Here is a 12,040-nt window from a genome sequence, read left to right on the forward strand (position 1 = left end):
ATCAACGATGACACGCTGGAAATGATCCAGGACCAGTTCGCAAAGTTCTCGAACGACAAGGTCATCCCGCTCGCCCCCGAGGTCCACGACCAGGACAAGCTCATCCCCATCGAGATCATCAACGAGATGGCCGAGCTGGGCGTGTTCGGCCTGACCATCCCCGAGGAATACGGGGGGTCGGGTCTTGGCAAGATGGCCATGTGCGTTGTGACCGAGGAACTCTCGCGCGGCTACATCGGCGTGGGTTCGCTGGGAACCCGCACGGAGATCGCCGGCGAGCTCATTCGCCTTGGCGGCACCGAGGACCAGAAGAAGGAATTCCTGCCCAAGCTTGCGGGTGGTGAAGTCCTGCCGACGGCCGTCTTTACCGAGCCCGACAACGGCTCGGACCTCGCCACACTCAAGACCAAGGCCGTCAAGGACGGGGACAACTACATCATCAACGGCCAGAAGACCTGGATCACCCACGCAGCCCGCGCGGACCTGATGACGCTGCTGGCGCGTACCAATCCCGATGATTCGGGCTACAGCGGCCTGTCCATGTTCCTGGCGACCAAGACCCGTGGGACCGAGGACAACCCCTTTCCCGACGAGGGCATCGAGGGCGACGAGATTCCGGTCATCGGTTACCGCGGCATGAAGGAATACGCGCTGGGCTTCGAGGACTTCAAGGTCCCGGCCGGCAACCTGCTCGGCGGTGAAGAGGGACGGGGCTTCAAGCAGCTCATGACCACCTTCGAATCGGCGCGCATCCAGACCGCCGCCCGCGCGGTGGGCGTCGCGCAGGCCGCCTTCGACATGGCCTACCAGTACGCCACCGAGCGCGTGCAGTTCGGCAAGCCGCTCATCGAGTTCCCGCGCGTTTGGTACAAGCTCGCCAACATGGCGATCGGCATCATGGCGAGCCGCCAGATCACCTACTTCTCGGCGCGCCAGAAGGACTCCGACAAGCGCTGCGACCTCGAAGCCGGCATGGCCAAGCTGCTGGCCGCCAAGGTCGCCTGGGAGAGCGCCGACATGGGCGTGCAGATCCACGGCGGCAACGGTTTTGCCACCGAGTATCCGATCAGCCGCGTGCTGGCCGATTCGCGCATCCTCTCGATCTTCGAAGGTGCATCCGAGATCCAGGCCCAGGTGATCGCGCGCCGCGTGCTCAGCGACTAATCGGCAAAGCGCAACAAAACAGTAAGGACGAAGTCATGGCGAAGAAGACCAACCCGGGCAACTACCTCGAAGACTTCGAGATTGGCTCGACCCTCGAGCACGCCATTCCGCGCACGGTGACCGAGGGCGATCAGTCGCTCTACATCTCACTCTACGGCGACCGCTTTCCGCTGCACTGCTCGGCCGAGTATGCGCGCAGCCTGGGCTACGAGCGCGAGACCATCAACGATCTGCTGACCTTCCACGTTGTCTTTGGAAAGTCCGTGCCCGATGTTTCCCTGAACGCCGTGGCGAACCTGGGTTACGCCGCCGTGCGTTTTCTGGCGCCGGTCTATCCGGGCGATACGCTGCGCACCGTCTCGAAGGTGCTGGGCAAGAAGGAAAACACCAGCGGCAAGAACGGCATCGTGTGGGTGCAAACGACCGGCACGAACCAGCGCGGCGATACCGTGCTGGACTTCTACCGCTGGGTGATGGTGAACAAGCGCGATCCCGGAACCCCGATGCCCGGTGAGGCCGTCGTTCCCGAGATGCCCAAAGAGGTAAAGCCCGAAGAGCTGCAGGTGCACCCGTGCCTCAAGCTCGATCAGTACGAGAACTGGCCCAGCGGCGCGCGCGCTTTCTTCGAGGACTACGAGAAGGGCGAGCGCATTGACCACGTCGACGGGATGACCATTGAAGAGGCCGAGCACATGCTGGCCACGCGCCTGTATCAGAACACCGCGAAGGTTCATTTTGACGCCTACGCGGCCAAGGACACGCGCTTTGGCAAGCGGCTGATCTACGGCGGGCACATCATCTCGCTGGCCCGCTCGCTCTCGTTCAACGGCTTTGAAAACGCGCTGGCAATCCTGGCCTGGAACGGCGGCGCGCACTCGAACCCGACCTTTGCAGGGGACACGATCTATGCCTGGAGCGAGGTGCTCGATACCGCCGAAGTGCCCGGTCGCAGCGATTGCGGCGCCGTGCGGGTCCGCCTCGTGGCGGTCAAGAACGCCGATCCTGTTAAGGAAGAGGTCACCCTCAAGGTCGACAAGGACGGTAAGCAGGTCTATCACGAGAACGTGGTGCTGGATCTGGACTACTGGCTCCTGATGCCCAGGCGCCGCTGACCCAGCCCGAATGGATTCGAGCGCCCGGACCCGATGGCCCGGGCGCTTTTTTTTGCGCTGATGTGCTTGCCAGAGGGCCGAAAACAAACCCCGTTCTCAAACGCGCTGCGTCTTGAGCGCGAGCGCCGGTGAGGTACACTCACCTGCACGATGTACAAGGGCGAAGAATTCAAGATGGCTTCGGAGGTGGTAGGCCGCATGGTCGAGCGGATGCTCGCCCGCGCCGAAAGCGGCACCGGCCAGCCCGTCGAAGAGGTTATCAACGAGACGCTCTACCACGAGCATCTTCGCCTGAGCAAGGCCGGCAGCAGCGATGAAGCCAAGGCCGATCGTGCCTTCTACTCGAAGATCCGGCACGAACTGCCGCGCGCCTCGGTCAATCGCCAGCAACGGCTCCTGCACGAAATCGTCGAGCGCTACGCGCGCGAGATCCAGGGGCACTTCGATCCCAAGGCCTATGCCGTCGCAACGAAGTTTGCGCCGCCCATGATGAACGCCCTGCTGAACGGTCTCTCGCCCGGTCGCCTGGTCACGCGCCTGCGGGACGTGCCGAGTCTGGATGAGCACCTCATCATCCAGGGTGAGGTGGAGACCCTCCAGCGCCTGCACGAGCGCGGGACCATTGTGCTCACGCCCACGCACAGTTCGAACCTCGATTCGATGGTGCTGGGGCTGGCGCTGCATCGAATGGGGCTGCCGCCCTTTACCTACGGAGCGGGGCTCAATCTCTTCTCGAATCCGATCGTCGGTTACTTCATGCACAACCTTGGCGCCTACACGGTGGACCGGCTCAAGACCGACCCGCTCTATCGCGAGACGCTCAAGGAATACGCCACGGTCACGCTGGAGTTCGATGCCGACAACCTGTTCTTCCCCGGCGGCACGCGCAGCCGTTCGGGCGCCGTGGAGGCCTATCTCAAAAAGGGCCTGCTCGGCACCAGCATCGCCGCCTACCGCCAGAACGTGATGCGCGGCAAGGAAACATCGAACATCTACATCGTGCCGTGCACGATCTCCTACCCGCTGGTGCTGGAAGCTTCGACACTCATCGACGACTACCTGCGTGAGGCCGGCAAGCAGCGCTACATCATCGTCGATGACGAGTTTTCCAAAGTGCGGCGCTGGCTCGACTTCCTGCGCGGGCTCTTCGCGCTCGACCTGCGCATCTACATCACGATCGGCAAACCGCTCGACCCCTTCGGCAACGACGTCGATGAGCAGGGCAATTCCCTCGACCCGCGTGGCCGGAAGATCGATCCGTCCGAGTATCTGCTTGTCGATGGTGAAGTGGGCGAGGACGGGGTTCGCGACTCGGTCTACACCGGCAATGTGGCCAGGCGACTCGTCGGTGCTTTCCAGAGGGAGAACGTGGCGCTGCCCACCAATGTGGTGGCCTTCGCCTTCTTCGAGCTGCTCCGCAAGAAGAGCAACGAGCGTGACCTCTATCGCTTCCTGCGCGGTCTCGGCCCCGAGATCAGCCTGCCCATGCCCGACGTGGAGCAAGCCCTGGCGCTGCTTCTCGAAGAACTGCAGGCCCTCGCCGGCAAGGGCGGGATCCGCCTCTCCCAGAGCGTGGGCAGCGGCGATATCCCCGAGATCATGCGCCGGGCGCTCAAGAGCTTCGGCATCTACCACACGACCCCGGTCATCCAGCGCAAGGGCGTGCGCCTTCATGTCGGTGACGGCAATCTGGTCTTTTACTACCGCAACCGGCTCGACGGGTACGGCCTGATGGGCACCCGCCGGCTGGTGCCGCCGCGGAGGCCCGGATGAGCAGGCAGGCAGGTGAGAAAAAGCCCCGCATCGCCGTTCTGGGGGCCGGTAACTGGGGCAGCACCGTGGCGCACATGATCGGCGCCAACGGCTACCCGGTTTCGCTGTGGTGCCGCAGTGAGAAGCAGCGCGAAGAGATCAATACTCACCACACGAACACGCGCTATCTCGAAGACACACGCCTCTCGCAGAACATCACGGCGACCAACGATCTCGAAGAAGCGATCGTCGGGGCGCCGCTCATTTTCGTGGTGATCCCGTCGAAGTCTTTCCGCGAAGTCGTGCGCGCCATGGGCGAGGTTCTGCGCCCCAGCCAGTTCGTCATCCACGCCACCAAGGGAATCGAATCAAGGACGCACCTGCGCATGTCGGAGGTGCTGCTCCAGGAAACCTGCGCGCTGCAGTTCGGTGTGCTCTCGGGCCCGAACATCGCGCTGGAAATGTGCCAGGGAAAACCCGCCGGTACGGTCATTGCCTCGGAATTCCCCCGCGTGATCGAGGCCGGACGCAGCGCGTTGGTGAGCGAGCAGCTTCGCGTCTATGCCAACACCGATGTAGTTGGTGTGGAACTGGGCGGGACGCTCAAGAACGTCGTCGCGATTGCAGCCGGTATGCTCAGCGCACTGGATCTGGGTGAGAACGCCAAGGCCCTGCTGATCACGCGCGGGCTTTCGGAGATCGCGCGCATCGGCGTGGCGCTTGGGGCCGATCCGATGACCTTTGCCGGTCTGGCCGGCATCGGTGATCTGATGGTGACCTGTTCGAGCCCCCTCTCGCGCAACCACCGCGTGGGCGCGGCGCTGGCGAAGGGCATGAAGCTCGACGAGGCGGTCGAAAAGCTCGGCATGGTGGCCGAGGGCGTGAACACCGCGAAGGTCGTGCATTCGATCGCCGAGCGCCACCGGCTCGATGTGCCGCTGCTGGAATCGGTCTACCGCGCCCTGCACGAGAATCTCACGCCGGCCGAAGGCATTCGCGAGCTCATGCAGCTCTCCTCGCGCTACGACATCGATCGCGCCCTGCAGGGACACTGAACATGCGACCCGAGCGCCAGCGGCTCAAGAAACCTTATCCGATGCTCCGTATCATGGAGCGCGAGCTCGATCCCCGTTACGAGGGACCCGTCTTCGTCTGGGACATCGACAAGACCTATCTCGAAACGCGCTTTTCCCAGCTCAAACACATTGTGAAAATTCCCTTCGAGTTCGGCGTGGACAAACAGGCAGTGCCGGGAACCATCGCGCTGCTGCACGGACTTCGCGAAGGGAAAACCGGGCGCGAGCACCGGCCGCTGTTCTTCGTCTCCGCCAGCCCGCCGGTGCTGGAGCTTCCCATCGGCAAGAAGATGCTGCTCGACGGGGTGGAATACGATGGTGTGAGTTACAAGGACTGGCCGCGCCTGATTCTGCGGCGTGAGTTCACGCAGGTCAAAGAACAGGTCGGATACAAGCTGGCCGCGCTGCTGATGCTCTATCGCGATCTGCCGGCGGGGTGTCGCTTTCATCTGTTCGGTGACGATGCGGAGAAGGACGCGCTGGCCTTTGCACTCTTTGCCGACGTAGCCGCCGGGCGGGTGCGGGGCCGGGCGCTGCACGACACGCTCGTTGTCGGCGGCACCGAGCATCACTACGCCGAAGAGATCGCCTCGCTGGCCGAACCGCTTCCCGAGCGCGAGTGCGTGGAGCGGATCTACGTGCACCTCATCCGCCAGCCCGGCGGCGAGAGCATCGCCGAATTCGGCGCCGGGGTGCTGGGCTGTCCGACATTCTTTGCCGCCGCGAAGGTGCTGCACACCGAGGGTCTGCTCAGCGACCAGAGCCTTGAAAGCGTTCGGCAGGCCGCCCCGGACGGCGAGGGCATTTTCGGCAAGGCCCCGGCCGATGACACGGGCTACTGGTGCCCGCACCGGTATCTGGTTCTCTAGCGACGCAGCAGATTCAGCAATCCCTTGCCCCCGGTGCGCAGCGTGCCGGCAGGCGAATCCGCTGTTGCCAGCCGGAGCGCCCTGCCTCCCCAGCGCGATTCCCAACTAGAGAGCGGCCACAGGCTCTTTAGAATGCGTCGGTCGTAGGCCGAGGGCTCGAATCCCGAGCGGGCCGGTACCCGCGGTCCGAAGGCCTCGGCAGCGCAGGCCAGTGCGAGGGTCACGGCGCGCCGGGAGCGGGTCTGCGTGGCAAGCACTTCGAGAAATCCCCAATCGATTTCGTCGTGGCGCACGTGAAGAATGCGCGCCAGGTCATGGAGGAACAGCAGTTTTCCCGTGAACCCGTGGCGGGCGGTGTTGGCGGCGAGAAAGAAGAGCTGCACGCTCAGGGATGGATCGCTTCCTTCGGTAACGCCCAGCGCGTCCCAGTCGGGCATCACGCGCTCACCGGTGGCGGGGGTCCAGTGCAGGTCGAGTCCCACGGCGGGCTGGCCTGGCAGCAGAAAGACCCAGTGGTGGTGACGAAGCCGCGCGGCGCGCGAGCAATCGACCACCTCCCAGCCGGATTCCAGAACCAGGTCGCGTGCGCGTTCAATGTCGGCCGCGCGCACCAGCAGGTCGATGTCCGTCATCGGACGCTCGCCTGGCTCGTAGATCCCGGCGCGCAGCAGTGCCAGCCCCTTAATCGGCGCGACCGGAATTCCGGCATTCTCAAGGGAGCCGAGCAGCTCATTTCCGGCGTCGAGCTGCACCAGGTTCGCGGCCAGTGTGTAGCTGCGCGCGCGGTCGAGCTCCTTCTGATTCTCTTTGGGCCACAGCCCCCGGGATGCGTGGCGGGCCAGCAGGGGGGCGAGCCCGTGACCGACGGCAATGCGTTGCGCCGCATCCCAGAATTCCGGGGAGTCATGGGGCAGCGCCGCTGCCCGGCAGGCGCCGCCTTCCATGGCCAGCAGGCTGCACAGCCACAGGCGGGCCAGAATCTCGTGGGGAGGGCTCTCCATGGGATGGACTCTAGCGAGGCAGGCCCACCGGGGCCAAGGGGCGGCCCGGTTGCTTGGGCGGCACCGGGGGCGCTAGGATCTACCCAATGAACGACCCCGCCGCAAAAAGGCCACAGGGCCAGAAGGCGCGCCGCAGCTACGCGGCGCCCGCGATTGTGCATGAAGAGACGATCGAGTCGGTGGCGGTGGTCTGCGATCCGGCCTCGAACCCGGGCCTTCCGGTAAAACGCACGGCCGGCGAGCCCAATCCCATGAGCCCCTCGGGCGTCTGCGAAAACGGATTCCTAAACAGCTAGGCGGCGTTTTCTTCGGAAGCGGCGGGCTCAGCGCGGAGCTGCGTCTTGCCCGGCACCACGATCTGGTGGAGCACGGGGCGGGACTCGAACTGCCCGATCTCGTAGCGCATCTGCGCGCTCTTGCAGGCATATTTCGACGGGCCGTTGAAGCGGCCGTTCTCGTAGAAACTCACTGAAGGACAGATGAAGCAGCTCTCGCGGAATTCGCAGGAATTGCACTCGACAAAATCGCTGAATTTCAGGGAGCGTTCCTTCTCCAGAAACTCCGCGTCGCGCCAGATCTCGGCCACGTTGCGCTCGCGCACATTGCCCACAGAAATCTTTGACTGCACACAGCCGAACACATCGCCGTAGGGGCCGATGATGGCGGTACCGCGTCCCAGGGTGCACAGCTCCCTGCCGAGCGTGCGGGGCTTGGGTTCCACCCCGCGCGCATAACGGGCGAAGTAGTCGCGAAGCTGTTCATCGGAAATCTGGTGGCCCAGCGGTTTCATCGAACCGTCGTCCTTGGGCGTCATCCACACGTCGATGTTGTAGGGAAGATCCCGCGAAGTGCAGAAGGCAACCATCTCATCGAGCTCGTGAAAATTCTCGCGCATGATCGGCAGCTTGATGAGCATGCGCTGGCCGCGCGTGCGAAGCGCATCGATGTTGCTGGCGACGCGCTCAAATCCCTCATGCCCGGTGACGGCGCGGTAGGTGCTCTCGCTCACGCCGTAGAGAGAGATGTCGATACTCATCAGATTGAGCGCCATCGCGCGCTCCAGGCGCTCGCCATCGAGCAGCAGGCCGTTGGAGAAAAGGCGCACGATGAAGCGTTCGCGGGCGGCGTGCTCGGCGATCTCGAAGAAATCCGGGCGCAGCATGGCCTCGCCGCCGGTGAGCGTGACTGTGAGGCAGCCTGCGGCCTTGAGATCATCGAGCAGGGAAATGTATTCGCGGGTGGAGAGCTCCTGGCGGGGGCCGCCGACGACGCAGTAACAGTGCACGCACTCGAAGTTGCACCGGTAGGTCAGTTCCAGTGCGGCGGTGAGGAAACCGCTACGCGCCGCCACGCGGCGGCGAATTTGCTCGAAGCGAGATGCCACGTCTAATCCGGATTCCCGTCCCTGAACGCCTGATCCATATACTGCCGGAGCCCCGGCGCGCGCGCAAACCGCAGGCGCCATCCCGGGGTCATCCCGGAGAGCACGCTGGCGCGCTCAAGAATCTGTTCGGCGTCCATGCCCTGGCCCTGCAGGGCGCCGCCGATGGCGGCGGCGACGCGCCCCGGGGTGGTGGCGCCCAGCTCGTGGCGGTCGGCTTTTTCGAGAATCAGCCAGCCGTGCAGGGGAAAACGACCCGGGGTCTTGGGAATGTCGATCCCGTCGCCCGAGAAGGGGCTTCCCTCTACCATCAGGCCCTCGGGCGTATTGCGCAGCAGAATGAGATCGTCGCCGAGCACGAGCGCGCCCTCGGCCTGCAGCACGCGACAGAGCGTGGTCTTCCCGGTGCCCGAGGCGCCCGGCGCGATCCACGCGCCGCTCGTCTCATCGAGCGCGACGGCTGCGGCATGCAGCATCACGGAGTTCTCATCACGATTGCACAGCGTGGCCAGCAGCGCGCGCAGCCCGTTTTCCAGGGCATTGGGGCAGGGGTGATTGCGTGCACCAACGGCCGGTACGACGCGCAGCACGAAGTCCTTGCCCGTCATCTCCAGCACGAACGCGCTCGAATAGATGCGGTCTTCCTCGCGCTCCACGTGGAGCGGATCGTCGTGGTGGAGCTTGCGATCCAGGCGAAGGCGAAGGGCGCTTGTCGCGCTCTGATTCGAAGCCTGCTTGAGCCACATGTCGAGCAGCGCCGGATCGAAGGCGCGGTCAACTTCGAGTGCAAGCCCGTAGCCCGCCAGCGCGCGCGTTTCCGTCCGCGTTGCGGGAGTCAGTGCCTTCCGCAGGCTGGAGCGCACGAAGAGCTCTCCGGCGGTGAGCGCCACGCCAATGGCACCGCCGCGGCGGTTGATGGTCTTTTCGCTGCCCGCACGGCGCACGCGGGTGGCGCGCCCGACGACGGCCTTGAGCGGCACGAGCGCGTCGGCGCCGGGGGCGGCATCGCCCTTCGTGCGAATCCACAGGCCGCGCCGCCGGAGCGTTGCATAGAGGTAGCGGTGCACCGTCATTCCGCGAAATCCCTGGAAGACCAGCACCTCGCCGGGAAGCGGCGGGCGGCGAAGCGGTTCAATGCGCACTTCATCGCCGGCGCGCAGGGTTGGCGCCATGGAATCGCTGCGCACGCTGACCCAGCAGAAGCCCGACTCGCGAAGGGCCTGTCGAACAAGGGATGTGGTCTCGATCTGCATTGCCTACTCGGCAGCCTCCAGCAGGTTTCTCTCGCGCAGGGATTCCAGAAACACGTTCACATCACGGGTTGCGGTCTCGGCGCTCACTGCGAACTCGGCGCAGAGAGAATCGGCCAGTTCCCCGGTGTTCTTTGGCAGCTCAAGCGCCTGCCACAGATACAGCCCCGTGTCGTTGAGCACGAGCATCCGGCCGCGTACGGGGTCGACCAACACGGCCTCCCCGTCGATTTCTCGCCAGGCGATCCGCGGCTTCTGCCGGAATCTGCGCTCTGTCTCTGCATCACTCATAGATAGGGTTTAGACTATCCGTCATGGAAAGTCGGCTTCAAGACCCCCAGTCAGGTTCCGGCGGCGAGATTCGCGCCGCCGCAATGGGCCTGTTTGCCCCTCACAGGGGCCGTTTTGCGTGGGCCAGCGCGCTGGGCGTGGCAACCCTGATCGGGCAGCTCCTGCTGCTGGCGGTGTTCTGGCAGCTCATTCGGGAGGTCACCGACGGGGTGCCCACGCTGGAGGCCCTCTCCGAGTGGCGCACCGGGGGGGCGCTGGCGGGATTGATGGTGGCGCTGGGGGTACTGCGCTGGCGCGCGCCGCTGGCCCAGATGCAGGCCGAGCAGGGTTTTGTTGAGGACCTCCAGACCCGGATGCTCGGCGGGATGCTGCGACGGCCGCCCTCGTTCTGGGCGAAGGCCGAAATCGGCGAGCTGACTCACCGCCTCAATGACGACGTGACGGGCACGCTTGCCTATGTGCGCGCGCTCTTTCAGACCCGCTGGCTGGTGCCGGTGCGCATTGTCGCCTTCGCGGGAATGCTGGCCTGGATCGCGCCCGAGGTGTTGCTGCCGTCTCTATTGGTGTTGCCGCTCTTTGCTCTGGTTTTGCTGGTGGTCGGAAAGGGCGTGGCCGGCGTTGCCGCGCGCGAGCGCGACTCGCGTGTGGCCCATTCCTCGCGGCTCTCGCAATTGCTTTCGGGCGCAGAAATTCTCTCGGCATTCGATACGCGCCGGCGCGCGGTGGACGCCCTTGCACGTCAGCTTCGCGCCGGTTACGCGCAGGCGCTCTCCAGCACGCGCTACTCGGCCTTCGGGTCGCAGGCGACCGAGTTCATCCGCATCGCAGGCGTGCTGGCGGTGCTGCTCTTCGGGGCCGAGTCCCTGGAGCCGGGCGCCATGATCGGGGCGATTCCGCTGCTTTTCCTGCTCTACTCGCCGGTGGCGGAACTGGCGCGGCTTCTCCCGCAGCTTGCGCGCGGGCGCGTGGCAACGGCCGCCGCACTCGAATTCCTGCAGGAGGAAAGCGCCGCCGAAGAGGCGCCGCGGGGCTTTTCGACACTGGAGGTACGCGCGCTGGAGTTTTCCTACGATGATTCGCACGAAGTGCTGCGCGGGGCGGACCTCCAGCTTCGCGCCGGAGAGTGGGTTGCGATCACCGGTGAATCCGGGCAGGGGAAAAGCACGCTGCTCAAGTTGTTGCTGGGGGCCGAGCATCCGAAAGCCGGAGAGATTCTGCGCGACGGCGCGCCGGGTTCTCTCAAGGGGCTGTGCGCCCTGGTAACGCAGGAACCCATATTCCCCGAGCGCACGGTGCGCGAGAACCTGCTGCTGGCAAAGCCCGATGCGAGTGACGAAGAACTCTGGCATGCGCTTGCGCGCGCGGCGCTGGCCGAGCGCATCGGGCGCGAGCAGTCGGGGCTCGATCTGGATATCGGCGAGGGCGGCAAGGCCCTCTCGGGCGGCGAGCGCGAGCGGCTCTCGCTGGCCCGCGCGCTGCTGAGCGACGCGCCGGTGCTGGCGCTCGACGAACCCGGCGTGTTTCTCGACGCCGGACACCGCGGGCGGATTCTCGAAACCCTGCGGGAGGAGCATGGCCCTCGCACCCTTCTGGTGGTGACGCACGAGGGCGATCTGCTCGACCTGGCCGATCAGAAACTGCGACTCGATGGTGGAAAGCTGAGTCAGGTTTCGTGATTGCAGGTCGTCAGGGGGCTCTGGATGGCCTCGACTATTCCCCGGGCTTGGGCTCAGGTGCGGGCGCGCCCTTTTCGCGCTGCTGCACCTTGATGTAGTAGCGCATCATGTTCTGCCACTGCTCGGTGCGGCGCAGGTCGGCCAGTAGCGGATCGCGCTCGGCCTGTTCGATCCATGCGTCGTTCTTCGTAAAGAGTGTGTCGTAGGTGTGCAGCGCCTCGTCAATCATTCCCAGCTCGTGCTGGACGCGCCCCACATAGTAGGCCGATTCTTCGCGGGCACGCGGCGGCGCTTTCGTAACGGCGCCGGCAAGCTTGTAGAAGCTCAGCGCCTTGTCGAACTTGCCGAGCTGGGCGAAGCTCGTTCCCAGGCCCTCATAGATCGTCCACCAGACGTTGGGCGCGGCTTCGGGTTCGACCCCGGCAGCGCGCAGGATCTCGCCTGCTTCATGGAAAAGCTGGATGGAGC

12 protein-coding genes are annotated in these 12,040 nt (G+C 64.9%); 7 read left to right on the plus strand and 5 right to left on the minus strand.

Annotated features, from left to right (window positions below):
* From KDH09_01415 to KDH09_01435, 5 genes are all read left to right on the plus strand, one after another.
* Positions 1–1,164: acyl-CoA dehydrogenase family protein (locus KDH09_01415; GenBank protein ID MCB0218327.1), on the plus strand; the 1,164-nt coding region annotated here is incomplete at its 5' end.
* Positions 1,165–1,199: 35 nt separating this feature from the next.
* Positions 1,200–2,276, plus strand: a complete 1,077-nt coding sequence (locus KDH09_01420) for a MaoC family dehydratase (protein MCB0218328.1) — start codon at positions 1,200–1,202, stop codon at positions 2,274–2,276.
* Positions 2,277–2,450: 174 nt separating this feature from the next.
* Positions 2,451–4,049, plus strand: a complete 1,599-nt coding sequence (locus KDH09_01425) for a 1-acyl-sn-glycerol-3-phosphate acyltransferase (GenBank protein ID MCB0218329.1) — start codon at positions 2,451–2,453, stop codon at positions 4,047–4,049.
* Positions 4,046–5,083 (plus strand): NAD(P)-dependent glycerol-3-phosphate dehydrogenase, encoded by a 1,038-nt coding sequence (locus KDH09_01430; protein ID MCB0218330.1) that lies wholly within the window; start codon positions 4,046–4,048, stop codon positions 5,081–5,083. The genes KDH09_01425 and KDH09_01430 overlap by 4 nt, the downstream gene beginning before the upstream one ends.
* A 2-nt stretch (positions 5,084–5,085) precedes the next feature.
* A complete protein-coding gene (locus tag KDH09_01435; GenBank protein MCB0218331.1) occupies positions 5,086–5,973 on the plus strand; it encodes a hypothetical protein in 888 nt (295 codons plus the stop codon).
* Here KDH09_01435 and KDH09_01440 read toward each other — a convergent pair.
* Positions 5,970–6,974: a nucleotidyltransferase family protein gene (locus KDH09_01440; protein ID MCB0218332.1), complete on the minus strand. Its 1,005-nt coding sequence runs from the start codon at positions 6,972–6,974 to the stop codon at positions 5,970–5,972. The genes KDH09_01435 and KDH09_01440 overlap by 4 nt on opposite strands.
* 86 nt (positions 6,975–7,060) lie before the next feature.
* On the opposite strand from KDH09_01440, the gene KDH09_01445 reads away from it, so the two are divergent.
* On the plus strand, positions 7,061–7,270 hold the full coding sequence (locus KDH09_01445; GenBank protein MCB0218333.1) for a hypothetical protein: 210 nt from the start codon (positions 7,061–7,063) through the stop codon (positions 7,268–7,270).
* On the opposite strand, the gene KDH09_01450 is transcribed toward KDH09_01445, so the two are convergent.
* Genes KDH09_01450 through KDH09_01460 form a run of 3 tightly spaced genes read right to left on the minus strand, consistent with a single transcriptional unit; the run spans position 7,267 to position 9,818 of the window.
* Complete coding sequence (locus KDH09_01450) at positions 7,267–8,358, minus strand: radical SAM protein (protein MCB0218334.1); 1,092 nt, start codon at positions 8,356–8,358, stop codon at positions 7,267–7,269. The genes KDH09_01445 and KDH09_01450 overlap by 4 nt on opposite strands.
* 2 nt (positions 8,359–8,360) lie before the next feature.
* On the minus strand, positions 8,361–9,608 hold the full coding sequence (locus KDH09_01455; GenBank protein MCB0218335.1) for a hypothetical protein: 1,248 nt from the start codon (positions 9,606–9,608) through the stop codon (positions 8,361–8,363).
* Positions 9,609–9,611: 3 nt separating this feature from the next.
* The gene (locus KDH09_01460) at positions 9,612–9,818 is read right to left on the minus strand and encodes a PqqD family protein (GenBank protein MCB0218336.1); all 207 of its coding nucleotides are present in this window, start codon (positions 9,816–9,818) and stop codon (positions 9,612–9,614) included.
* Positions 9,819–9,919: 101 nt separating this feature from the next.
* Here KDH09_01460 and KDH09_01465 point away from each other — a divergent pair, with 101 nt between their 5' ends.
* Positions 9,920–11,572, plus strand: coding sequence for an ABC transporter ATP-binding protein (locus KDH09_01465; GenBank protein MCB0218337.1), 1,653 nt, complete (start codon positions 9,920–9,922; stop codon positions 11,570–11,572).
* Between the two features lie 34 nt (positions 11,573–11,606).
* Here the strand turns inward: KDH09_01465 and KDH09_01470 are convergent.
* Positions 11,607–12,040 (minus strand): tetratricopeptide repeat protein (locus tag KDH09_01470; GenBank protein ID MCB0218338.1); only part of this gene is annotated, 434 nt, incomplete at its 5' end.

It is taken from the genome of Chrysiogenia bacterium, from assembly GCA_020434085.1.
Lineage (GTDB): Bacteria > JAGRBM01 > JAGRBM01 > JAGRBM01 > JAGRBM01 > JAGRBM01.

What these genes read in the sequence shown, in the direction of transcription:
- KDH09_01420 (MCB0218328.1), top strand. Translation starts at nt 1,200, where the DNA reads ATGGCGAAGAAGACCAACCCGGGCAACTACCTCGAAGACTTCGAGATT.
- KDH09_01425 (MCB0218329.1), top strand. Translation starts at nt 2,451, where the DNA reads ATGGCTTCGGAGGTGGTAGGCCGCATGGTCGAGCGGATGCTCGCCCGC.
- KDH09_01430 (MCB0218330.1), top strand. Translation starts at nt 4,046, where the DNA reads ATGAGCAGGCAGGCAGGTGAGAAAAAGCCCCGCATCGCCGTTCTGGGG.
- KDH09_01435 (MCB0218331.1), top strand. Translation starts at nt 5,086, where the DNA reads ATGCGACCCGAGCGCCAGCGGCTCAAGAAACCTTATCCGATGCTCCGT.
- KDH09_01440 (MCB0218332.1), bottom strand. Translation starts at nt 6,974, where the DNA reads ATGGAGAGCCCTCCCCACGAGATTCTGGCCCGCCTGTGGCTGTGCAGC.
- KDH09_01445 (MCB0218333.1), top strand. Translation starts at nt 7,061, where the DNA reads ATGAACGACCCCGCCGCAAAAAGGCCACAGGGCCAGAAGGCGCGCCGC.
- KDH09_01455 (MCB0218335.1), bottom strand. Translation starts at nt 9,608, where the DNA reads ATGCAGATCGAGACCACATCCCTTGTTCGACAGGCCCTTCGCGAGTCG.
- KDH09_01465 (MCB0218337.1), top strand. Translation starts at nt 9,920, where the DNA reads ATGGAAAGTCGGCTTCAAGACCCCCAGTCAGGTTCCGGCGGCGAGATT.